Annotated in this window: 15 protein-coding genes; 14 read left to right on the top strand and 1 reads right to left on the bottom strand. The window is 38.8% G+C overall.

Going from position 1 to position 24,266, the window contains the following annotated elements:
• Positions 1–45 precede the first annotated feature (45 nt).
• The 8 genes from J4Q03_RS04655 (at position 46) to J4Q03_RS04620 (ending at position 12,338) form a co-directional block, all read left to right on the top strand.
• On the top strand, positions 46–2,019 hold the full coding sequence (locus J4Q03_RS04655) for an alpha-L-arabinofuranosidase C-terminal domain-containing protein (RefSeq protein ID WP_426047042.1): 1,974 nt from the start codon (positions 46–48) through the stop codon (positions 2,017–2,019).
• Between the two features lie 231 nt (positions 2,020–2,250).
• Positions 2,251–3,948 carry a ribulokinase gene (locus tag J4Q03_RS04650; protein ID WP_426047041.1) on the top strand — a complete coding sequence of 566 codons (1,698 nt, stop codon included), beginning with the start codon at positions 2,251–2,253 and terminating at the stop codon, positions 3,946–3,948.
• A gap of 263 nt (positions 3,949–4,211) precedes the next feature.
• A complete protein-coding gene (locus J4Q03_RS04645; RefSeq protein ID WP_426047040.1) occupies positions 4,212–4,910 on the top strand; it encodes an L-ribulose-5-phosphate 4-epimerase in 699 nt (232 codons plus the stop codon).
• A gap of 152 nt (positions 4,911–5,062) precedes the next feature.
• Entirely contained in the window at positions 5,063–6,559 is a 1,497-nt protein-coding gene (gene araA, locus J4Q03_RS04640) for an L-arabinose isomerase (RefSeq protein ID WP_426047039.1), read from the top strand.
• Between the two features lie 21 nt (positions 6,560–6,580).
• Entirely contained in the window at positions 6,581–7,738 is a 1,158-nt protein-coding gene (locus J4Q03_RS04635) for an aldose epimerase family protein (RefSeq protein ID WP_426047038.1), read from the top strand.
• Between the two features lie 3 nt (positions 7,739–7,741).
• On the top strand, positions 7,742–9,469 hold the full coding sequence (locus tag J4Q03_RS04630) for a sodium:solute symporter family transporter (RefSeq protein ID WP_426047037.1): 1,728 nt from the start codon (positions 7,742–7,744) through the stop codon (positions 9,467–9,469).
• Between the two features lie 312 nt (positions 9,470–9,781).
• Positions 9,782–10,426 (top strand): exonuclease domain-containing protein, encoded by a 645-nt coding sequence (locus tag J4Q03_RS04625; RefSeq protein WP_426047036.1) that lies wholly within the window; start codon positions 9,782–9,784, stop codon positions 10,424–10,426.
• Between the two features lie 4 nt (positions 10,427–10,430).
• On the top strand, positions 10,431–12,338 hold the full coding sequence (locus J4Q03_RS04620) for a DUF294 nucleotidyltransferase-like domain-containing protein (RefSeq protein ID WP_426047035.1): 1,908 nt from the start codon (positions 10,431–10,433) through the stop codon (positions 12,336–12,338).
• Here J4Q03_RS04620 and J4Q03_RS04615 read toward each other — a convergent pair whose 3' ends face one another.
• The gene (locus J4Q03_RS04615) at positions 12,339–13,025 is read right to left on the bottom strand and encodes an NUDIX hydrolase (RefSeq protein ID WP_426047034.1); all 687 of its coding nucleotides are present in this window, start codon (positions 13,023–13,025) and stop codon (positions 12,339–12,341) included.
• A gap of 525 nt (positions 13,026–13,550) precedes the next feature.
• On the opposite strand from J4Q03_RS04615, the gene J4Q03_RS04610 reads away from it, so the two are divergent.
• From J4Q03_RS04610 to J4Q03_RS04585, 6 genes are all read left to right on the top strand, one after another.
• Positions 13,551–15,950 carry a beta-L-arabinofuranosidase domain-containing protein gene (locus J4Q03_RS04610; protein WP_426047033.1) on the top strand — a complete coding sequence of 800 codons (2,400 nt, stop codon included), beginning with the start codon at positions 13,551–13,553 and terminating at the stop codon, positions 15,948–15,950.
• Between the two features lie 281 nt (positions 15,951–16,231).
• Positions 16,232–18,136, top strand: coding sequence for a sialate O-acetylesterase (locus J4Q03_RS04605; RefSeq protein ID WP_426047032.1), 1,905 nt, complete (start codon positions 16,232–16,234; stop codon positions 18,134–18,136).
• A gap of 33 nt (positions 18,137–18,169) precedes the next feature.
• On the top strand, positions 18,170–19,615 hold the full coding sequence (locus J4Q03_RS04600; RefSeq protein ID WP_115981992.1) for an MFS transporter: 1,446 nt from the start codon (positions 18,170–18,172) through the stop codon (positions 19,613–19,615).
• Between the two features lie 179 nt (positions 19,616–19,794).
• On the top strand, positions 19,795–20,916 hold the full coding sequence (locus J4Q03_RS04595) for an endo-1,4-beta-xylanase (RefSeq protein WP_426047031.1): 1,122 nt from the start codon (positions 19,795–19,797) through the stop codon (positions 20,914–20,916).
• Positions 20,917–21,097: 181 nt separating this feature from the next.
• Entirely contained in the window at positions 21,098–22,066 is a 969-nt protein-coding gene (locus tag J4Q03_RS04590; RefSeq protein WP_426047030.1) for a glycoside hydrolase family 43 protein, read from the top strand.
• Between the two features lie 107 nt (positions 22,067–22,173).
• On the top strand, positions 22,174–24,207 hold the full coding sequence (locus J4Q03_RS04585; RefSeq protein ID WP_426047029.1) for an alpha-glucuronidase: 2,034 nt from the start codon (positions 22,174–22,176) through the stop codon (positions 24,205–24,207).
• The last annotated feature ends 59 nt before the right edge of the window (positions 24,208–24,266 follow it).

Genomic DNA, 24,266 nt, shown 5'->3' with positions numbered 1-24,266 from the left:
GTAGTCAAAGTGTCTGGTTGGATTAATTCCGAAAATAAATTATCAATGAAAATTAAGAATAAAATTTTCTCAGTTCTTCTCACAAGTTGTGTTGCATTTTCATCTGCACAAACTTCAAAGTTTACTTTAGATTTGGATGGAAGTCCTACCAACATCAAAATCCAGCCGACGATGTACGGGATTTTCTTCGAAGACATCAATTTTGCAGCCGATGGCGGAATTTATGCTGAGCTTATCAAAAACCGAAGCTTTGAGTTCGATGAGCCTTTAGCAGGTTGGAAGCAACAGAATACACAAACCCTTTCCCATAATCTGGATTCCGGGTTCTTGACCATTTATTCTGATCATTCCAAAACCAATAAAAACTACGCAAGAATTACCGTTCACAATGATAAAAAGTACATCTTGGAAAATGAAGGTTTCCGGGGAATCGGGCTTCATAAAGGCGACAGGTATGATTTCAGTTTCGACCTGGCCTATATATCTGGAAATATTTCTGCCGTCAATGCAAGTTTGGTTGACGAAAAAGGAGCAGTCATTTCCACGGTTCCTATAATCATTAAAGGAAAGGGCTGGCAAAAATATATAACTGTTTTTTCTCCTTCACAAACGGCTGAAAAAGCAAAACTGCAGCTTACTTTTACAGGAAACGGAGTGGTAAATATGGATATGATTTCCCTTTTTCCACAAGATACCTGGAAAGGACGAAAAGGCGGTTTAAGAAAAGATTTAGTTCAGAAATTATATGATCTGAAACCTGGCTTTTTACGTTTTCCGGGAGGTTGCATTGTAGAAGGCAGAACGCTTGCTGAAAGATATCAATGGAAAAAAACATTGGGAAATGTAGCCGACAGAGAATATCTCATTAATAAATGGAGCTCGGGATTCGCGCACCGTCTTGCTTCCGATTATTATCAGTCGTTCGGATTAGGTTTTTATGAATATTTCCAGCTTTCAGAGGATTTGGGTGCTGAGCCCTTACCGATTCTGAGCTGCGGAATGGCGTGCCAGTTCAATACAGGTGAACTGGTGCATCTGGAAGAATTAAATCCCTTCGTTCAGGATGCTTTGGATTTAATTGAATTTGCCAATGGAGATATCAATACCAAATGGGGCAAGATTCGTGCAGAAATGGGACATCCCAAAGCTTTTAACATGAAATATATTGGTGTCGGAAACGAACAGTGGGGCGAAGATTATATCGAACGGTACAAAATTTTTGAAAAAGCCATTCATTTAAAATATCCCGAGATTAAAATCATTTCTGGAAGCGGGCCTTCGCCTGACGGAGAATTTTTCGATTACGGCTGGAAAGAACTGAAAAAACTCAATGCACAGATCGTCGATGAGCATTACTACAACTCGGCAAAATGGTTTCAGGAAAATGCAGCGAGATACGATAAATACGACAGAAGCGGACCTAAAGTTTTTGCCGGAGAATATGCTGTTCAGTCAGTAAAAGTAGTAAGTCCTGATAATAAAAATAACTGGGAATCGGCACTTTCGGAGGCCGCTTTTATGACCGGGCTGGAAAGAAATGCAGATGTGGTAACGATGACTTCTTATGCACCGTTATTTGCTCATGCTGATGGCTGGCAATGGACTCCGGATTTGATATGGTTTAATAACCTGCAGTCCTACGCAACGCCAAATTATTATGTTCAGAAATTATTTTCAAATAATAAAGGAACCGATTTACTGAGAATTTACCACAATAAAAATTCAGTCAGCGGACAGGACAAATTATATGCAACTGCAGTAAAAGACGGTAAAAATAATGAAGTCATGATCAAAATTGTCAACACAGATTCTCAGAAAAGGTCAATTGAAATCAATCCTAAAAATATAAAGCTAGGAAAAAAATTAACAAGAACGGTCCTAACAGCTCCTGTACTTTCTACTGAAAATAATTTTAAAACAGAAAATATAAAGCCTGTTGAAGAGGATTCGGTCATTAAAAAAGGAATGTTTTCAGTGGAAATTCCTGCTCAATCTTTAGTTATTTTAAAGATTAAATAAGCCTCAGAAGTATCCAAAAAAGGGAAAAATAAAATTAAGTGTATTTTGTACATTTATTTAAAATAGAATCTTATATTTGTTTTATCTCAAAAACAGATTTGTTAAGGTTTAATTAAAAATGATTCTTTTTAATCATCAAATTAAATCTAAGATTAAGCATTTAGCAGAAATATCATCCTGAGCTTGTCGATGGGTCTATGAAAATATTATTAAACTTAATTCATTATAAAAATGAAGAAATATGTTATCGGGTTGGATTATGGTACAGATTCCGTGCGCGCAGTACTGATTGATACAGAAAACGGAACCGAACTTGCGACATCCGTCAGTTATTATCAAAGATGGAGGCAGGGGAAATTCTGTCAGCCTGAAGAAAATCAGTTTCGCCAACACCCTTCAGACCATATTGAAGGTTTGCAACAAACCATTTCTGATGTAGTAAGAGAAAGTGGAGTAGCTCCTGAAAGTATTGTAAGCATCTGTATCGATACCACAGGCTCATCGCCAATTCCCGTGAACAGAGATGGAATAGCATTGTCTCTAACTCACGGGTTTGAAGAGAATCCTAATGCGATGATGGTGTTGTGGAAAGACCACACTTCCATCGATGAGGCAGAAGAAATTAATCAGCTTGCCAGAAACTGGGGCGGCGAAGATTACACCAAATTTGAAGGCGGAATCTATTCTTCCGAATGGTTTTGGGCAAAAATTCTGCACATCAACAGGCAAGATGAGAAAGTGAGAAACTCGGCTTACAGCTGGATGGAACACTGCGATTACATTACTTTTTTACTTTCCGAGCATCAGGATTTAAAAACTTTTAAAAGAAGCCGTTGTGCAGCCGGTCATAAAGCCATGTGGCACGAATCATGGGGCGGACTGCCGTCAAAAGAGTTTCTCAGTTTGTTAGATCCGTCTTTGGCCGAACTTCGCGACAGGCTCTACGAAAAAACATATACTTCAGATGAAGTGGCAGGAAATCTGAATCAGGAATGGGCAGCAAAATTAGGTTTAACAACCAACACTGTGATCGCCGTAGGAACTTTCGATGCCCATTCGGGAGCAGTCGGTGCAAAAGTGGAAGAAAATACACTGATCCGAATTATGGGAACTTCTACCTGCGATATTATGGTCGCATCCAACGAAATTATTAAGGAGAAAACCGTCAGAGGAATCTGTGGGCAGGTCAATGGTTCCGTTATTCCGGGCTTAATAGGTCTTGAAGCCGGGCAGTCTGCATTTGGTGATGCATTGGCGTGGTACAAAGATATTCTGACCTGGCCTGTTCACAATATTCTTATGAATTCCAACATGATTGACGACCATCAGAAACAATTGTTAAAAGAAGAAATAGAAAATAATCTCATCCGCAGCCTTACCCTGGAAGCAGAAAAAATTCCTCTTTCCGAAGCCGTTCCAATTGCCCTGGACTGGGTCAACGGACGAAGAACGCCGGATGCCAATCAGGAGCTCAAAGCCGCGATCAGTAATCTTTCGCTCGGTACAAAAGCGCCGCATATTTTCAAAGCATTGGTCAACGCCATTTGTTTCGGTTCGAAAAAAATCGTCGATCGTTTCGAAGAAGAAGGTGTAAAAATCAATAAAGTCATCGGAATTGGCGGTGTGGCCAGAAAATCCCCATTCATTATGCAGACGTTGGCCAACGTTCTGAATAGGCCGATCGTTGTAGCTGCATCTGATCAGGCTCCGGCTTTAGGAGCAGCAATTTATGCGGCAGTTTCGGCAGGTATTTACCCGAATGTTCAGGAAGCAAGCCGGCAAATGGGTTCCGATTTCGAAGCGGAATATTTCCCTCAGGCAGATCAGGTGGAAAAATATGCAGAATTGATGAATCAATATCAGATCCTTGCCGACTTTACTGAAAAGAATATCAAAGCAAAAAAGAAGTTGATTGTTGACAGCTTATAGTTAAAAGAAATATCATTACTAACAACATCAACTAATAACTAAAATTTTTATGGCAGCTTTATCCGCCCTCCGTTCCCGCTTTTTTGTTTCGCATTGCTACACAAAAAGAGCTTCACTCAGGTCGGGCTGTGTGCAATTCACCGCAATAAAAATTAATAAACCTTATAAACTTTGCTAAGTGAAACGCCTTTGCGAACTTAAAAACAGTGAGTAGTCAAAAAAAACTTTGCGCTCTTTGCGTTAAAAAATTAAAATTAAATAAAATGAGCATTTATAAAGAACTTCAAAGAGAATGTTACGAAGCCAATATGCAGCTGGATGCCTTGAAGCTTGTCGTTTATACATTCGGAAACGTGAGTGCCGTTGACCGTGAAAAAGGAATTTTTGCCATCAAACCAAGCGGTGTTCCTTATGAGATTCTAAAGCCCGAAGATATTGTTATTCTGGATTATGAAGCCCATGTGGTTGAAGGGAAATTAAGGCCATCATCAGACACAAAAACCCACGCTTATCTTTACAAAAACTGGGAAAATATTGGCGGAATTTCTCATACGCATGCCATTTATTCCGTAGCTTGGGCTCAGGCACAGATGGATATTCCGATTTTCGGAACCACCCACGCAGATCATTTAACGGCAGATATTCCCTGCGCACCGCCGATGCGGGATGATTTAATTGAAGGAAATTACGAATACAATACCGGAATTCAGATTTTGGATTGTTTTAAAGAAAAAGAACTGTCTTACGAAGAAGTAGAAATGGTTCTTGTCGGAAATCACGGACCGTTTACCTGGGGTAAAAATGCTGATAAAGCCGTTTACAACAGTAAAGTTTTGGAAACGATTGCAGAAATGGCTTATCGTACAAGACAAATCAACCCGGATGCTCCACGCCTGAAAGATGCTCTCATCAAAAAACACTACGAACGTAAACATGGCAAAAATGCCTACTACGGACAGTAAATAGCTTCTGATAAGTTAGCGTTAGCAAACCTAACAGGTTTTTAAAACCTGTTAGGTTTCAAGAAAAAAACTCAATATCCACAAGGTAAAACCTGTGGAAAAAATAAAAATAATTAATTATCAATTATCAATTATCAATTATCAATTACAATATGTTAACACCTCTCCATACCAAAGAAATCTGGTTCATCACCGGAAGCCAGCATTTATACGGACCTGAAACATTGGCTCAGGTTGCAGAACATTCACAGAAAATTGTTGAAGCTTTTAATCAGTCATCATTAATTCCTGTAAAAGTCATTATTAAACCAACCGTAAAATCTACCGAAGAAATTTTTGAGACATTAACGGCTGCCAATCATGCGGAAAACTGTATCGGTATTGTTACCTGGATGCACACGTTTTCACCTGCAAAAATGTGGATTCGTGGCTTGACGGCTTTACAAAAGCCAATGCTGCATTTGCATACACAGTTCAATCAGGATATTCCTTGGTCTACGATGGATATGGATTTTATGAACCTTAATCAGGCTGCTCACGGAGACCGTGAATTCGGATTTATGGTAAGCCGTCTCCGCAAAAACCGAAAAGTCGTTGTCGGACATTGGGCCGAGGAAAGAGTTCAGAAACAAATCGGTGACTGGAGCCGTGTTGCAGCAGGCTGGGATGATTGGCAGGGAGCAAAATTTGCCCGTTTTGGAGACAATATGAGATATGTTGCCGTGACAGATGGCGACAAAGTAGAAGCAGAAACAAAATTCGGATTTTCGGTAAACACTTGGGGAATCGGAGATTTAGTGAGCGTTGTCAACTCAATTGGAGATGGCGAAGTGAAAGCTTTAATGGAAGAATATGAAGCCTCTTACAAGGTGACAGAATCTCTTTTATCCGGCGGAAGCAACAGAAAATCACTCGAAGCAGCTGCAAGAATAGAATTAGGGCTGGAAAAATTCCTGAAAGACGGAAATTTTAAAGGTTTTTCAGATACTTTTGAAGACCTTCACGGGTTGGAACAGCTTCCGGGGATCGCCGTTCAGAGGCTTATGGAAAAAGGCTACGGATTCGCCGGAGAAGGCGACTGGAAAACAGCAGCATTAGTCCGTGCCATGAAAACAATGGGGCAAGGTCTTGAAGGCGGTAATGCCTTTATGGAAGATTATACTTACCATCTTAATCCTTCAAATCCTTCGGTTTTAGGCTCTCATATGCTGGAAGTCGACCCTGTTTTGGCGGTTGACAAACCTTCCTGTGAGATTCATCCGTTGGGAATTGGTGGCAAGGCAGATCCTGTCCGTCTGGTATTCAATTCAAGAGGAAATATCGATTCCCTGAACGCCGCTTTAATGGATTTTGGAAATCATTTCAGGCTGTTAATCAACAAAACAAAAGCATTGGAGATCACAGAAGAATTACCAAAACTTCCTGTGGCAAGGGTTCTTTGGAAGCCGCTTCCGGATTTATACACGGCTGCAGAAGCGTGGATTCTGGCTGGTGGAGCACATCATACGTGTTACAGTGAGAATATCAGTGCTGAACAGCTGGAAGATTTTGCAGAAATGGCAGGCATCGAGTCATTGGTTATTGATGAAGATACAAAAATCCGTGATTTTAAAAACAATCTTCGCTGGAATAAAATTTATTATCGTTAATCTTGCAAAATCATTCAAACTATGAAAATAATAAACTTCAATTTGATTATTATTGCGCTTTTGTGTGTTCTTGGATGCATCAAAAAAGAAAACAATAATCAGTCTCAAAAAAAAGATATGGAAAACTTACAGGTTTCAGATTACGGAGTGACGGCAAAAGGCGATTCCATTAAAAAATATACCTTAACCAATAAAAACGGAATGAAGGTGGAAGTTATCAATTTCGGGGGGATTATCACTTCACTCACGGCTCCCGACAAAAACGGGAAATATGAAGATGTCGTTTTAGGATTTACAAAACCAGAAGATTATTTTAATGGAAATCCTTATTATTTCGGAGCATTGATTGGCCGTTATGGGAACAGAATTGCCAATGCAAAATTCACTCTGGAAAACAAAACCTACGATATTGATAAAAATGACGGACCGAACAGTCTTCACGGTGGAAAAGAAGGCTTTCATACCAAATTCTGGAACGTTGAATCTGTAAAAAATGCCGAATTTCCAACTTTAAGGCTGACTTACACCAGTGCAGATGGTGAAGAAGGCTATCCGGGAAAACTGTCTGTAACGGTTTTATACACACTGACAGACGACAATGCTTTGGAGATTTCTTACGAAGCAACAACGGATAAAGTAACGGTTGTTAATCTTACACAACATTCATACTTCAATCTTTCAGGGAATTTCACAAAAACGATTACTGACCACGAATTGCAAATCAATGCAGATAAATTTTTACCTGTTAATGAAACATTGATTCCTACAGGCGAACAGAAAGCGGTAAAAGGAAGTCCGTTTGATTTTACCGTTTCAAAACCAATCGGGAAAGATATCAATTCAGATGATGACCAGCTGAAAAAAGGAAAAGGCTACGATCACAACTGGATTTTGAATGGAACCGGATTGAGAAGCTTTGCCAAAGTATATCATCCGCAATCAGGAAGAGTGATGGAGGTTCTTACCGATGAGCCGGGCGTTCAGTTCTATTCAGGAAATTTTCTTGATGGAAAATTTGACACTAAAACCGGTGGAAAAAATGAATTCCGAACAGGTTTTTGCCTGGAAACGCAGCATTTCCCGGATTCTCCGAATCAGGCCTCTTTCCCTTCAACAGAACTGAAGCCGGGACAAAAATATCAGTCTAAAACGATTTATAAATTCTCAGTTAAAAAATAAATTATGGGAAACTTAGCAACAATTGATATCATCATATTTCTTGTTTATTTTGTGGTGGTAGCCGGTTACGGAATTTGGATTTACAACAGAAAAAAGTCTGCAGCCACGGGCAGTAAGGATTATTTTCTGGCCGAAGGCTCACTCACCTGGTGGGCCATTGGAGCCAGTTTAATTGCATCCAACATTTCGGCGGAACAGTTTATAGGAATGAGTGGTGAAGGTTTTTTCGTGGGAATTGCCGTTGCAGCTTACGAATGGATTGCAGCAATTGCATTAATTATCATCGCCGTTTGGTTTATTCCGATTTACCTTAAAAATAAAATTTACACAATGCCCCAATTCCTGGAAACCCGTTACAACAAATCGGTTTCACTGATTATGGCGGTTTTCTGGCTGTTTCTCTATGTAATTGTCAATCTTACTTCGATACTTTATCTTGGAGCTTTAGCAATCGATACTTTGCTGGGTGGAGATAATCTTCATATTATTATGGTTGGATTGCTTCTGATGGCTTTACTGATTGGTTTAGGCGGAATGAAAGTAATCGGATACACCGATGTTATTCAGGTGGCAGTTTTAATTATCGGTGGTTTTGCAACGGTTTATATGGCTCTTCAGATTGTTGACCAGAGAATCAACGGAGCAGCTGTAGGAAATGCTTTTGCCGGTTTTCAGACTTTGATGAACGAAGCTCCGCAACATTTTAAATTAATGCTTGATAAACCGACAGTTACAACAACCACTTTGGCAATGCCGGAAAATCTGAGTGTTCAGAAATATGTGGTTTTACCGGGCTTGGCCATGTATTTTGCAGGACAGTGGATTGTCAACCTGAATTATTGGGGATGCAACCAGTACATCACGCAACGTGCTTTGGGAGCTGATTTGAAAACAGCAAGAACCGGAATTTTATTCGCAGGATTTCTGAAATTATTTATGCCGATTATCGTTATGCTTCCGGGAATTGCAGCCTATGTTTTATATACAAAAGGACATTTACCGGGTTTCAACGGAGTAAAAGACGGCGCCTATTCAGCCATTCTAGGATTTTTACCTTCCGGTCTCAAAGGTTTGGCGGTGGCAGCTCTTACTGCAGCAATTGTAGCATCTCTGGCAGGAAAAGTAAACAGTATTTCAACGATTTTCACTTTAGATATCTATAAAAAATACCTGAAAGCAGATGCGACCGAAATCGAGATGGTAAGAACAGGACGATGGGCAATTATTATTGCAATGGCTGTTGCTCTGGCATTTACATGGACGGATGTTCTGGGAATAGGCGGAGAAGGAGGTTTCACATTTATCCAAAAATATACCGGATTTATCAGTCCTGGGGTTTTTGCGATGTTCCTTTTGGGAATGTTCTGGAAAAGAACAACAGGAACGGCAGCGTTGGTTGGTGTTCTTCTGGGATTTTTACTGGCGATTTTCTTCAACAGTTTTGCAGTCGATATTTTCGGGAAAGAAACTTGGCTGTACACTGCTTTTACGTATGAGAAACTAGAAAATGGAGTGGTTCACACGATTACAGAAATACCGTTTTTGATTAATATGGGATGGTCATTCTTTATTACGGTTGCCGTGATGGTGATGATAAGCTTGGCTGGCCCGAAAGTAAATCCGAAAGCGTTCGCTATAGATGCGACAATGTTTAAGGTAGATTCCAGAACATTGGTTATGATTGTAGTAACAGTTCTTTTACTGACCGCACTTTATGTGAGATTCTGGTAATTTTAAAAATAGTTAAAAATAGGATGTCGTTATTGGCGTCCTATTTTTCAAGTTTGTTTAAACTAATTGAAAATTTAACCACAAAAGAGACAAAAGCTATTATTGAACTATTTAAAGTTTTGCTATTTTGAAAACAAAAGCCTGCAAAAGAATAAAATCAAAGATTTTTTTAACTTATGAGTTCTTATTTCAGTTTAGTAATGAACTTAAATAACCAATGTGTTAGATCTTTTGTCTCTTTTGTGGTTAAAATAAAAGTTTAATCAAGTTCTTTGTTAAGAATTCCAATGATTTTGTAATTTTAAATAAGTTTTGAAAAAATATCTCCTTTTTATCGATACCGAAACAACAGCAATCCCGAAACGATGGAATCTGCCTTATTCCGAAACTGACAACTGGCCTTCAGCGGTTCAGGTTTCGTGGATTTTATATGATCAAAACGGTAGGGAAGTTAAAAGAGAAAATCTTTATATTGATGATAAAGATTTGAAAATAAGTGCATCGTCATTCAGTGTCCACGGAATTACCAAGGAATTTTTAAGCAGAAATGGCAAAACACGAAAGCTTGTGCTGCAAAAACTTTCAGAAGACATTCAGCAATATCATCCGCTGATTACAGGACATTTTACAGAATTCGATATTCATACGCTGAGTTGCGATTTTTACAGGGCGGGTTTGGAAAATCCTTTTCACCAGAGTCATTTTTACTGCACGATGCTAAAAAGCAAAGACTATATTTTAAATCCTGAAGCTGATTATTTTCGCTTGCCGCAACTTTACAATTTCCTTTTTAATGAAAAGATGGAACGCTCCCACGATGCTATGATTGATGCGGAAATGACAGCAAAATGTTTCTTTGAAATCCGTTCCCGTGGAGAAATTTCGGAAAATGAGCTTCAGAAAATTCATCACGAAATAGAATGTAAATTAAAATTTTTAACAGATAAAATGAAATAATCATATGGAAGAAAAAATTATTTCATTATTAAAAATAACGGAGCCTTTTCATCTTTTACCAGAAACGGTTCTTGCTGAAATCTCTGAAACATTGATTAAAACTGAGTTTTCCAAAGATACCCTGGTTTATCGTCAGGAAGTGACGGAGATGGCAGGTGTAGATATTATTTCATCGGGAGAATATGAAACTTTCTTTTTTGATGCTGCTGAAAATAAAAGATGTTTGACGAAACATCACTCTCCTTACTGTTTTGGCGGAATTTCGGTAGTTCTGAACAGAGTTCGTGCGCTGAAGTCTGCCATTGCCAAAAAAGGAACTGTTGTTTACACCTTACCCCGAAAAGAGTTTTACGAATTGTGCGATGCATACGAAGATTTTTTTCATTATTTCACTTCAGATTTTGGTAAAAGGATGCTGGATGAGGAGTTTTCACATTTTGTAAAAACACCTGCAACCTTCGAAGAAAGTTATTTTGCAGCTGACCAGCTGTATTCAAGGAAAATTGAAGGAATTGCTTACAAAAGTATTGTTTCGTGCGACGCAAACACACCTATTTTTGAAACTGCTAAACTAATGGCTGTCAACAAGGTAAGCTGTATTTTCATAAAAGAATCTGGGAGTGACGAGATTATTGGTTATGCTACTGATATTACCTTGCGGGATAACGTGATTGCCCGTTGTCTGGATTCAAGAACAGCCATTTTGGAGGTAATGGACAATCCGATTGTCAGCATTTCCAGTGATGCCTATTTATATGAGGCGGTTCTGATGATGTTCAAAACCAAATCAAGATATCTTTTGGTGAAGAATAAAGAAGAATATGTTGGTTTTCTAAGCAGAAACCGTTTGCTGAGTGAGCAGGCGCAAAGCCCGCTGGTGTTCATCCAGTCTGTAAAGCAGGCAGAAAATACAGAAGAGCTTCGTAAAAAATGGAAACAGGTTCCGGATATTATCAGTCAGCTTTTGGGAAGAGGGGTGCACGGTGAAATTGCCAGCCAGGTTATTACCACGATTGCCGACACGATAACCGGAAAAGTAATAGAGAAAGTGATAAAGGAAATAGGGAAACCGCCTGCAAAATTTGCCTTTATTGTCACCGGAAGCGAAGGTAGAAAAGAGCAGACGCTGAGCACCGATCAGGATAACGGAATCATCTACGAAGATAAAGCCAATGAACAGCGGGAAATGGTGCGGGAATATTTTCTGGATTTTGCTAAAAAAGTTTCAGACGATCTCAACATGATTGGTTTTGAATACTGCAAAGGTGGTTTTATGGCAAGTAATCCGAAATGGACCCATTCTCTTTCTCACTGGAAAAGAAATTATCTCCAATGGATTGAAGAATCAGTCCCGGAAAATGCAATGAAATTTTCTACTTTTTTTGATTTCCGTTTTATTTACGGTGACGAAAATATTGTACGTGAGCTGAGAGCATTTATCAAAGAAAAACTGGTTTCACCCAATCAGCTGTTTTTTGCACACATCGCCAAAAATGCACTTCAATACGAACCTCCTCTTACTTTTTTCAAAAAAATAAAAACTCAGACGATCGGAAAATCAGAGGTTTTCGATATCAAAACGGCAATGTCTCCAATTGTAGATCTGGTTCGTGTCTATGCACTGAAAAGTCATCTGGAAATAGAAAATACCGGTGAAAGAATGAAGAAACTGACGGAAATTGGTGTTTTCACGCAGCAGCAGTATAACGAAATGCATCAGTCTTATTATTATCTGATGGCGCTTCGGCTGAGAAATCAGGCAAATCAGATTAATATTGATAAAAAGAATCCTGATAACTATATAGAAATCAGTAAGCTGACCAGAATAGAACGGGTGACCTTAATCGAGATTTTCAAGACTATTGCCAATTTCCAGTTAGGAATTAAGGTGAAATTTACCGGGAGTTTCTAATTAAATTTTAAACATAAAGCCTTCGGAGATTTTTTTATTGTATTTTTCTTCATCAAAAGTATAAAGAAAAGACCCTTTTTTAGACGAACTCATATCTTTATCATTGGTTTTTACCAGAACATCCAAAGCATTTATTTTGCTGGTAAAATTTCGTTTGTCATATTTTTCGTTAAAGATAGCCTCATAAAGGTTTTGAAGGTCTTTCATCGTGAATTTTTCCGGCAGGAGCTCAAAACCGATAGGTCTTGTCGTTGCCCTTCTTCTCAGTCTCAGAACAGCATCCTTTACCATCACATTATGGTCAAAAATAAGATCGGGATGGTCATTCAGATCAAACCATTGGGCACTGTATTTTTCATTGATTTGAATATTATCCTGAATATTAATTAAAGCATAATACGAAATCGACATAATTCTAGTGGTCGGTTCACGATCAATTTCTGTGTAGGTTTTCAATTGCTCGAGGTAAATATTTTCCAGTCCGGTCAAAGTATTCAGAACACGATTGGCAGCCTGGTCGGAACTTTCTTTATCATCAATAAAGCCACCCATAAGTGACCATTCGCCCTTTTTAGGTTCTAAATCTCTTTTTACTAATAGAATTTTAAGATTTTCACCATCAAAACCGAAAATAATACAGTCAACTGCCACAAAATGTTTAGGATAATTAAGATAATTTTCTTCCATCAGGAAATGATTTTATACAAAGTTAAATTTTTTAAGGTAGATTATAATATGAAAAACAAATAAATGTATCTTTCACACTTCATATTATTTTTTTAACTCTTTTTGAAAATTAATTAGTTTGAGTGGACTTTTGGAGAATTATTTTTATCATTTAAATGATTTATTTGCAGAAATTACTGTGAATACTATATGAATACAATGTTAAAAATATGTTAAAATTCAGTTTGAGGGTTTTATTCAGATTTTGACGGGGGATATTATTAAAATACGATAAGTCCGGGTATTAATTTTTCATGTCTTTTATGAACCTGCGGTCTTTTATTTTGATAATGAAGAAATTACATTTATTTAATTGATATTCTATTGCTTGCCTATTCTTGTTTTTTATGATAAGGTAGTCGTTCTTGAAGCTTTTTTTTCTTATTTCACAAAGCTTTTTCAATAGGGCTTACCGCTAGACGATGAAAATTGTTTGATATCTGGTTGCTTTCTTTTATTTTAGAAATGTAGAAATAACATTTATTAATGAATAAAAAATCACTGATATTGTTTTTGGGCTTTACTTCGCTGGCTTTTGGGCAGGTGAAGAAAAATGTTAGCTACTTTCCGCTCAACAGGGTTCATTTGTCTGAAAGTGTTTTCAGCAAGGCAATGCAGACCGATGAAAAATATATCCTTTCGATGGATGCAGACCGGCTTCTTGCCCCTTATCTGAAAGAAGCGGGATTAAAACCGAAAAAAGAAAACTATCCCAATTGGGAAAATACAGGACTGGATGGTCATATCGGGGGACATTACATTTCTGCTTTGTCCCTGATGTATGCTTCTACAGGTGATAGCAAAATCAAGCAGCGTCTGGATTATATGATTGATGAATTGGAACGTTGCCAGAATCTTTCAGGAAACGGCTATCTATCAGGAGTTCCGAACGGTAAAAAAGCCTGGAAAGAAATTGCCGACGGAAATATCCGTGCCGCAACTTTCGGTTTGAATGACCGCTGGGTTCCTTTATATAATATTCATAAAATATATTCAGGTTTACGCGATGCCTATTGGTATGCAGATAGTGAGAAAGCAAAAAAGATGCTGATAAAACTCACAGATTGGATGGCTGATGAAGTTTCCGGACTTTCCGATGCGCAGATCCAGGATATGCTTCGCAGTGAGCACGGCGGTCTGAATGAAGTTTTTGCTGATGTTTACGACATTACAAAAAATCCGGAGTATCTCAAACTTGCCCATCGTTTTTCACATCCAGCCATTTTGAACCCACTGTTGAATGGTGAAGACAAGCTGACGGGAATTCACGCCAATACACAGATTCCAAAAGTGATTGGTTTTAAACGCATTGCAGATTTGGAAAATAATAAAGAATGGAGCAATGCCGCCGATTTTTTCTGGGCAAATGTTACACAAAAACGTTCCTCAATTATCGGTGGAAACAGCGTGAGTGAGCATTTTAACCCGATCAATGATTTCAGCGGAATGATTAAAAGTATCGAAGGTCCTGAAACCTGCAATACCTATAATATGCTGAAGCTTTCCAAAGAATTGTATGCGACCCATCCAAAATCATCTTACATAGATTACTACGAAAGAGCTTTATATAATCATATTCTTTCCACGCAAAATCCAGAGAAAGGCGGTTTTGTATATTTCACGCCGATGCGTCCCGGTCATTACCGAGTATATTCTCAGCCGGAAACCAGCTTCTGGTGCTGCGTAGGTTCAGGAATGGAGAATCACGCCAAATATGGAGAAATGATTTATGCATATTCTGATGAAGATCTGTACGTTAATCTTTTTATTCCTTCTGTTTTAAAATGGTCTGAAAAGAAAATGGTTCTGAGACAGGAAAATAATTTCCCGGAATCAGCATCTACAAAACTTACTTTCGATGTTGCTTCAAAATCAAATATAAATTTAAAATTAAGAGCCCCGGAATGGGCGAAAGCTTCTGAAATCAACATTTCAGTCAATGGTAAAAATATAAATGTGTCTGTTGATGCAGAAGGCTATTTTACCATCAAAAGAAAATGGGAAAAAGGCGATGTTATCGAAATGAAAATGCCAATGCATCTTTCCGCAGAACGGCTTCCGGATCATTCTGATTACTTCGCATTTAAATATGGCCCGATTGTTTTAGCTGCCAAATACGGGAAAGAAAATCAGGACGGACTTTTTGCCGATGACAGCAGAGGTGGACATATCGCCCACGGACCGCAGATTCCTTTAAATGAAATCCCTACCATTTTGGGCAGCTCAGCTTCAGTTTTAAGCCATTTGGAGACCGTTAACGGAAAAGATTTAACCTTCAGACTGAGAGGTTTATATCCTCAAAATAAATTCAGCAACGGATTAGAACTGGTTCCGTTTTATAAAATTCATGAAGAACGTTACATTATTTATTTTCCGCAGGCGACTCAGGATAAAATCGAAATGATTCAGAAACAGAAAGCCAAAGAAGAAGAGGAAATCAGAAAACTGAACAGCATTACGGCAGATAAAATCCAGTTGGGCGAACAGCAACCCGAATCAGACCATTTTATCGACAGCAAAGATTCCAACACCGGTTATATGGAAGACCGCCATTTCCGTGAGGCGAAAGGCTGGTTCAGCTATCAGATCAGAAACAAAGATAAAAATGCAAAATATCTTTATATTCTTTATTTCGATGCCAATAACAACCGCACGTTGAATACAGAAATTAATGGAGTAAAAGTGATCTCTAAAAATTTCGACGGAAAATCGGGCAGCTCTCCACAGTCATTATTAATCCCAATTCCTGAATCTGAAAGTAGGAAAGAAATTCTTGATGTAAAATTTAATACAAATGAAAAATCGATTACCCCGAAAATCATCGAGGTAAGATTACTGACCAGAATGCCAGATAATAAAAATGAAAAAGCTAAATATAGGTTTTGATTTGGGCAGCTTTATCCGCCTTCCGCTCCCAATCTTTTTTCCAAAGCTTTTTCCACAGCAAAAAAGGATTTCCGCTCAAGTCGGGCTGTGAGAGATTCAACGTTTAAACAGATTTGAATTAATTAACATTTAATAATATCAATAGGGGCGGGCTTTAGCCCGTCTTAAATAAACAAAATGAAAAAGGCTTTAGCCAAAACTAATAACGAATTCTATTAAATTAAACAGCCTTGTCAAGGTTCTAAACCTTGACAAGGCTAATAAAAATATTTTCAGCTAATATGAACAATAAACTAAAAATTTTAAGCTTGCTTCTCTGTACATTCTGCATTTTCATGGAAGCTAAAATTAAGCTTCCTGCATTGGTTTCAGACGGAATGGTTTTGCAGAGAAACCAAAAACTGAATGTCTGGGGAAAAGCCGATGCCGGAGAAAAAGTTGAAATTAAATTCCTCAACAAAAAATACAATACAACCGCCGACCCAGCCGGAAACTGGAAAATCATGCTTCCAGAGCAGAAAGCCGGAGGTCCATACACAATGACTATCAATGAAATTACATTAAAAGATATTCTCATCGGTGACGTTTGGCTGGCTTCAGGACAGTCGAATATGGAACTGCCGATGCGCAGACTGACTCCGCTTTATGCAGATGAAATAAAAAATGCAAATAATCAGAATATCCGTTTTTTCACGGTTCCCCAAAAATATAATTTTAAATCGCCTCAAACTGAGCTTGATGGCGGCAAATGGGAAACTACAAACCCGCAGACCATTCTTAATTTTTCCGGAGTTGCCTATTTTTTTGCAAAACAGCTGAGTGAAAAAAATAAAGTGGCCGTCGGAATTATCCACGCAAGTTTAGGCGGTTCTCCGATTCAGGCGTGGATGGATGAAAATTCTCTGAAAAAATATCCCGAATATCTTGACGAAGCCAAAAAATGGCAGAATGATGAGTTGATAAAGTCTACAGAATCTAACGAACAGGCATTGAGCAAGGCGTGGTACGCAGAACTCGATCAGAGTGATATTGGTTTAAATCAGCATTGGGAAAACTTCGATCTAAATGATTCTGAATGGAATACAATGAATATTCCCGGTTCGTGGGAAGATAAAGAAGGTTCTTTTGAAGGAACAGTTTGGTTCAGAAAAGAAATTAATTTAACTAAAAATCAGGCAGGAAAAGCTGCATTTTTAAATTTAGGAAGAATAAAAGATGCTGATGTTACCTACATCAACGGCGTAAAAGTAGGAAACGTAACCTACGAATACCCGCCTCGCTGGTACAATATCCCGGAAGGTATTTTAAAAGAAGGGAAAAATGTTATCTCTGTAAGGGTTACAAACGGGAGCGGAAAGGGGCAGTTCATCGCAGACAAGCCTTACTACATCGAAATTGATGGAAAAAAAATCGATTTAAAAACCGAATGGAAATATAAAATCGGTGCCAAAATGGAAAAAATGGCTCCCGGACAGACTTTTATTCGTTGGAAACCGACAGGATTGTACAACGCAATGATCAATCCTTTAATCAATTATAATATCAAAGGTGCCATTTGGTATCAGGGAGAAAGCAACACTGGAAAACCAAAAGAATACGGAGATCTGCTGACCACAATGATTACCGATTGGCGAAACAAATGGAACCAGAAAGATATGCCTTTTTTCACAGTACAATTAGCAAATTTTATGGAACCAAAAGCGCAGCCTATTGAAAGCAATTGGGCAGAATTGAGAGACCAGCAGCGCCTGGTTTCGCTGAAAGTTCCCAACACCGGGCTTGCCGTAATTATCGATATAGGGGAGTGGAACGATATTCATCCTTTAAATAAAAAATCGGTTGGCGACAGATTAGCTTTGCAGGCACTTAAAGTTGCTGACAAGAAAAATATTATCGCAGACGGACCGGTGTATCAGTCGATGAAGGTAGAAGGAAATAAAATTATTCTCTCTTTCAAACCAGAAACTGATAATTTTGAACATGTGCCTGAACTGAAAGGTTTTGCCATCAAAGCGAAAGACGGAAATTATCAATGGGCAAAAGCAAAAATTGAAGGCAAGAAAATCATTGTCTGGAATGATTCCGTTTCAAATCCCGTTTCAGTAAGATACAACTGGGCAGACAATCCCGACGGAAACCTCAGAAACAAAACCGGACTTCCCGCTTCACCATTTACTACAGAATAATCAATTATCATTTATCAATTATAAACTATTAAAATGAACAACTCATCCCCAAAAATATCCGTCGTTGAGAAAATCGGCTACAGTTTAGGAGATTTAGCGGCTAATCTGGTATTCCAGACTCTGGTGACGTATTTAGCTTATTTCTACACAGATATTTACGGATTAAAACCGGAAGATGCTTCTATCATTACCCTCACCGTCGGATTATTGGCTGGTTTTGTCTTCAACCCCCTGATTGGTGCTTTGGCAGACCGGACACGAACAAAGTGGGGAAAGTTCCGCCCGTGGATTTTGCTCACTGCCATTCCATTGGGGGCAGCGGCACTTTTGGCATTCAGTACCCCTGATTTTTCGTATAAAGGAAAAATGATTTACGCGGCAGTCACTTATTCTGTGTTACTGTTGCTTTATGCAGCCAATAATTTACCTTATGCTGCTTTAAGTGGCGTAATCACAGGCGATATGGGTGAACGCAACAGTATTTCTTCTTACCGTTTTGTAGCCGTAATGTTTGCACAGTTTTTCGTTCAGGTGTTTATGCTGCCGATTATTTTATCTGCGGGACACGGCGATAAAGCAGCCGGAATAGAAGTGGTAATGACCTGGCTGGCGATTATAGGAACACTCATGTTACTGATAACGTTTTTTACAACCAAAGAAAGAGTGGTTCCAAAACCGGAGCAGGAATCGACTTTGGGTGCTGATTTAAAAGATTTAAAGAAAAACAAGCCGTGGATCATCATGTTGATCGTTACTGCCTTGATTTTCATTACATTGGCAATGAAAGGTGGTTCGTATGTGTATTATTTCAATAATTATGTGGATGAAGCTTCTCTCCAGCAGTTTATATCACCCATTACCAATTTTTTCAATTCCATCGGTATGAACTTTTTTGGTGAAGATCCACGTTCAGCAGGTTTCGGGCTCTTCAATGCGGGGGGAATCATTATGATGATTGTCGGGATTACTTTCTCCAAAAGATTTGCAGACCAATATGGCAAAAAAGATGCGTTCATTGCTTCGTTATTTATTTCAACCTTATTTGTGCTGGCATTCATATTTTATCCGCCAAAATCGGTTGGATTGATGTTCTTGTCTCAGATTTTACACGGTTTCTTTTACGGGATCGGAACACCTTTGCTTTGGGCAATGATTGCCGATGTCGCAGACTATTCGGAATGGAAAAACAACCGAAGAGCAACCGCCATTATTTTTTCGGCAATGATGGTCGGTTTAAAGGTTGGATTAAGCATCGGAAGCTCATTAGTTGCTTATATCATTGGGCAGTACGGGTATATTTCGTCAGAAGGTGCAATGAGTGTTGTTCAGCCGGAAAGCGTTTCTACTGGGGCGAAAATGCTGGTCAGCCTATTTCCGTCCATTCCGTTCTTTTTAGCGTGTGGATTGCTGATGTTTTACGAAATAAACAAAAAAATGGAAATCAAAATCGAACAGGAGCTTAAAGAAAGAAGAAAATAACTGATCAGATATAATTTTTTGGGCAGCTTAATCCGTCTTCCTCTCCCGCTTTTTTGTTCCGCTTCGCTCCACAAAAAGAGCTCCGTTCAAGCCGGGCTGCGTGCAATTCGGCGTATTAAAAAAAAGCCTTGTCCAGGTTCGAAACCTTGACAAGGCTGATTGAAATCAAATAAAATCTTATGAAAAAAATAGCAGCATTATTAGGAATTTTAACCTTGACCGTCTCATGTAAAACAGCAGGCACAGCAGCTTCTGATGCCACCCTGAAAAATGCATTCAAAAATAAATTCTATATCGGGACAGCAATGAGTCTTCCGCAGATTCACGGAACAGAGGTGAAATCTGTTGAGATTATTAAAAAACAGTTCAGCTCCATTGTTGCGGAAAACTGTATGAAATCAATGTTTCTGCAACCGCAGGAAGGGAAATTCTTCTTTGATGATGCCGATAAATTTGTGGCGTTTGGAGAGAAAAACAAGATGTTCATCATCGGTCATACGTTGATTTGGCATTCTCAGTTACCCAAATGGTTTTTTATTGATAAAGACGGAAAAGACGTTTCTGCTGAAGTCCTTAAACAAAGAATGAAGAATCATATTACCACGGTGGTAAGCAGATACAAAGGCCGCGTAAAAGGGTGGGATGTAGTCAATGAAGCCATTATGGAGGACGGTTCTTACCGTAAAAGCAAATTTTACGAAATCCTTGGTGAAGAATTTATTCCGCTGGCTTTTCAGTATGCTCAGGAAGCGGATCCGAATGCGGAATTGTATTACAATGATTATAACGAATGGTATTCCGGAAAAGTTCAGACCGTCAGCAAAATGGTTCAAAACCTGAAATCCAGAGGAATCCGTATCGATGGTGTCGGGATGCAGACTCACGTGGGTCTCGATACACCAACACTTGACGAATATGAAAAAGCCATTGCAGCCTACGCAGCAAACGGCGTAAAAGTGAATGTTACTGAAATGGAGATCAGCGCACTTCCTTCACCCTGGGGAACTTCAGCCAACGTTTCCGATACTGTCGAATATCAGGCAAAAATGAATCCTTACACGAAAGGTCTTCCCGAAAATGTAAAAACAGCATGGGAAAACCGTTATCTGGATTTTTTCAGATTATTCATCAAACATCAGGATAAAATCAGAAGAGTGACTTTATGGGGCACTACCGATGCGCAATCCTGGAAAAACGATTTTCCGGTAAAAGGCAGAACCGATTATCCATTACTTTTCGACCGTAATGATCAGACAAAACCTGTAGTGGAAAAAATCATTCAGCTAACAAAAGAAAAATAATACCTTCTCAAACCTTATAGGTTTTCAAAACCTATAAGGTTTAAAAAGATTAAAAAAATGTTATTTCGCAGATTTGGCAAATCAAGCAGATTCTTCAGTTAAATGATCTGCGAGAAATTCAATTCAATTTAATGAAATCTATTATCTATCAGTCTATTATTTAAATATCTATATTAAAACAATGAAAAAAGCAAAATATCTATTCCCGAAAGATTATATGGCAGACCCTTCCGTACACGTTTTTGAAGGCAAACTGTACATCTACCCGTCCCACGACTGGGAAAGTGGAATGGAAGAAAATGACAACGGCGACCATTTTGATATGAACGATTATCACGTTTTTTCTTTAGATGACGTTGAAAACGGTGAGATTACTGATCACGGAGCTGTTCTTTCGGTAAAAGATATTCCCTGGTCGGGAAGGCAGTTGTGGGATTGCGATGTAGCGTATAAAAACGGCAAATATTATATGTATTTTCCTTTAAAAGATAAAAATGACATCTTCAGAATCGGAGTTGCTGTTAGCGATAAACCTTACGGACCTTTTGTTCCGGAGAAACATCCGATGATGGGAAGTTACAGCATCGATCCCTGTATTTTCGAAGAAAACGGAAAACATTATATGTATTTCGGCGGAATCTGGGGTGGACAATTACAACGTTACAGAAACAATAAGGCTCTGGAATCTGCGATTCTTCCTAATGAAAATGAACCGGCAATTCCTTCAAAGGTTACTGTTTTGAGCGGTGATATGCTGGAATTCGGGGAAGAGCCTAAAGACGTTCTGATTCTTGACGAAAATGGAAATCCTTTGCTTCACGGCGACAAACACCGCTTTTTTGAAGCTTCGTGGATGCATAAATACAACGGTAAATATTATTTTTCATACTCTACCGGCGACACCCATTTGATATGTTATGCAACGGGAGACAATCCTTATGGGCCATTTACTTTTCAGGGAGAAATTCTGACACCTGTCGTTGGATGGACAACCCATCACAGTATTGTGGAGTTTAAAGGGAAATGGTATCTGTTCTTCCATGATTGTGTTCCGAGTGAAGGAAAAACATGGCTCAGAAGCATGAAGGTCATTGAACTTGAATATGACGGAGATGGTAAAATTAAAACCATTGAAGGGCTAGAGGGATAATCAATAGGAACGGGCAATGTCATCCTGATCGGAGTCGAAGGGGCCCGTTTAAAATGCAATATACAATTTGGCTTAGCCAAAACTTAATCAACTTGAAACATTTACCAATGCAAAATTTCCGATTATACATCCTATTATTTTTAATGATTCCGTTAACGGTTTTGGCCGAGGACGGAAGTCAGCTTTGGCTTCGGTTTCCTGCGAAGAATGGAGTTTCAGCAGATAAAATTATCTCTAAAGGAAACAGTCCGACGTTGAATATTGCCAAAAAAGAGTTAATGAATCATTGGCAGGGTCAGGAAATTGAACTGCGCAAGGATAAATCATTAAAAAATTTAAAAGACGGTTATACAATAAAATCGGTTCAGAACAAATTGGTTATTTCCGCCGAAAAAGAAATCGGATTGCTTTACGGAGTCTATCATATTTTACGATTGCAGCAGACAAAATCAGCGGTAACAAATCTTAATATTACCGAAAAACCTTCGTATGATGTTCGAATTCTCAACCATTGGGATAATCTGGACGGAACTATTGAGCGTGGGTATGCCGGACATTCGCTTTGGAAATGGGAAGATTTACCCAAAACAATTTCGCCCAGATATGAAGAATATGCAAGAGCCAATGCTTCGATTGGAATTAATGCGGCTGTTCTCAACAATGTGAATGCCTCTCCAAATATGCTCAGAAAAGATTATCTGGAAAAAGTAAAAGTCCTGGCAGACATTTTCAGACCTTACGGAATCAAAGTCTATCTTTCCGTTAATTTCTCATCGCCAAAAGTTTTGGGTGGATTGCAGAATTCCGATCCTTTGAATAAAGATGTTCAGAAATGGTGGAAAGATAAAGCTTCTGAAATTTATAAATTAATTCCTGACTTCGGAGGATTTTTGGTGAAAGCGAATTCCGAGGGACAACCCGGTCCGCAGGATTATGGAAGAACCCACGCAGACGGAGCCAATATGATGGCGGATGTTCTGAAACCTTATGGCGGAATTGTGATGTGGAGAGCTTTTGTGTATAGTCCAAGTAAAGAAGACCGTGCAAAACAGGCTTATCTGGAATTTGTTCCGCTTGACGGGAAATTCAGAGATAATGTCATCATTCAGATCAAAAACGGACCCGTTGATTTTCAGCCCCGTGAAGCATTTAATCCACTTTTTGGAGCCTTGAAAAAAACTTCTGAAATGGTTGAATTTCAAATTACCCAGGAGTATTTAGGATTCTCAAATCATCTCGTTTATCTCGCTCCGTTATTTAAGGAAACACTTGACAGTGATACTTATTCCGACGGAAAAGGTTCTACAATTGCTAAAATTACGGACGGAACTTTAAGACCGGCAAAGATTTCGGCGATCTCAGCAGTTTCCAACATTGGAGAAGATAAAAACTGGACGGGACATCATTTTGCACAAGCCAATTGGTACGCCTTCGGACGTTTGGCCTGGAATCATGATCTGACTTCCGAGCAGATTGCCGATGAATGGATTAAAATGACATTTACGGATAATGAAAAATTCATCAGTCCTGTAAAAGAAATAATGCTCACTTCAAGGGAAACAGCAGTGGATTATATGATGCCTCTTGGTTTGCACCATATTTTTGCATCGGGACATCATTACGGTCCGGAGCCATGGGGAGATTACAAAGGCGGAAGACCCGACTGGTCGCCAGTGTATTACCATCAGGCAAATGCCCAGGGAATTGGCTTTGACCGTACAAAATCCGGAAGCAATGCCGTTTCTGATTATTTTCCTCCGTTAAATGAAATTTATGGAAATATCAAAACCTGCCCGGAAAACTTGCTTTTGTGGTTTCATCATGTTCCGTGGGATTATCAGATGAAAGACGGAAAGACTTTGTGGGAAGGATTATCTTACAAATACGATATAGGCGTAAAAAATGTACGCGAATACCAGAAAGTCTGGGATAAAATGCAGCCTTATGTAGATGAAGAAAGATTTCAAAACGTTCAGTCAAAATTAAAAATTCAGGTAAAAGATGCTATCTGGTGGAAAGACGCCTGCCTGCTTTATTTCCAGACTTTTTCGAAAATGCCGATTCCTTATGACATTGAGAGACCGGTTCACAAACTGGAAGATTTAAAGAAGATTAAACTGAATATGGGACATCATAATTAAAATGCTTAACTAGACCCACTTACTTTCTTATTTCCCGGTTTTTATTCTAAAATAAGTAG

It is taken from the genome of Chryseobacterium sp. NFX27, assembly GCF_049887855.1.
Taxonomy (GTDB): domain Bacteria; phylum Bacteroidota; class Bacteroidia; order Flavobacteriales; family Weeksellaceae; genus Chryseobacterium.
Note: the sequence above shows the minus strand (reverse complement) of the source record. Positions and strands in the feature narration are given on the sequence as shown.

What these genes read in the sequence shown, in the direction of transcription:
- J4Q03_RS04655 (WP_426047042.1), top strand. Translation starts at nt 46, where the DNA reads ATGAAAATTAAGAATAAAATTTTCTCAGTTCTTCTCACAAGTTGTGTT.
- J4Q03_RS04650 (WP_426047041.1), top strand. Translation starts at nt 2,251, where the DNA reads ATGAAGAAATATGTTATCGGGTTGGATTATGGTACAGATTCCGTGCGC.
- J4Q03_RS04645 (WP_426047040.1), top strand. Translation starts at nt 4,212, where the DNA reads ATGAGCATTTATAAAGAACTTCAAAGAGAATGTTACGAAGCCAATATG.
- araA (WP_426047039.1), top strand. Translation starts at nt 5,063, where the DNA reads ATGTTAACACCTCTCCATACCAAAGAAATCTGGTTCATCACCGGAAGC.
- J4Q03_RS04635 (WP_426047038.1), top strand. Translation starts at nt 6,581, where the DNA reads ATGAAAATAATAAACTTCAATTTGATTATTATTGCGCTTTTGTGTGTT.
- J4Q03_RS04630 (WP_426047037.1), top strand. Translation starts at nt 7,742, where the DNA reads ATGGGAAACTTAGCAACAATTGATATCATCATATTTCTTGTTTATTTT.
- J4Q03_RS04620 (WP_426047035.1), top strand. Translation starts at nt 10,431, where the DNA reads ATGGAAGAAAAAATTATTTCATTATTAAAAATAACGGAGCCTTTTCAT.
- J4Q03_RS04615 (WP_426047034.1), bottom strand. Translation starts at nt 13,025, where the DNA reads ATGGAAGAAAATTATCTTAATTATCCTAAACATTTTGTGGCAGTTGAC.
- J4Q03_RS04610 (WP_426047033.1), top strand. Translation starts at nt 13,551, where the DNA reads ATGAATAAAAAATCACTGATATTGTTTTTGGGCTTTACTTCGCTGGCT.
- J4Q03_RS04605 (WP_426047032.1), top strand. Translation starts at nt 16,232, where the DNA reads ATGAACAATAAACTAAAAATTTTAAGCTTGCTTCTCTGTACATTCTGC.
- J4Q03_RS04600 (WP_115981992.1), top strand. Translation starts at nt 18,170, where the DNA reads ATGAACAACTCATCCCCAAAAATATCCGTCGTTGAGAAAATCGGCTAC.
- J4Q03_RS04595 (WP_426047031.1), top strand. Translation starts at nt 19,795, where the DNA reads ATGAAAAAAATAGCAGCATTATTAGGAATTTTAACCTTGACCGTCTCA.
- J4Q03_RS04590 (WP_426047030.1), top strand. Translation starts at nt 21,098, where the DNA reads ATGAAAAAAGCAAAATATCTATTCCCGAAAGATTATATGGCAGACCCT.
- J4Q03_RS04585 (WP_426047029.1), top strand. Translation starts at nt 22,174, where the DNA reads ATGCAAAATTTCCGATTATACATCCTATTATTTTTAATGATTCCGTTA.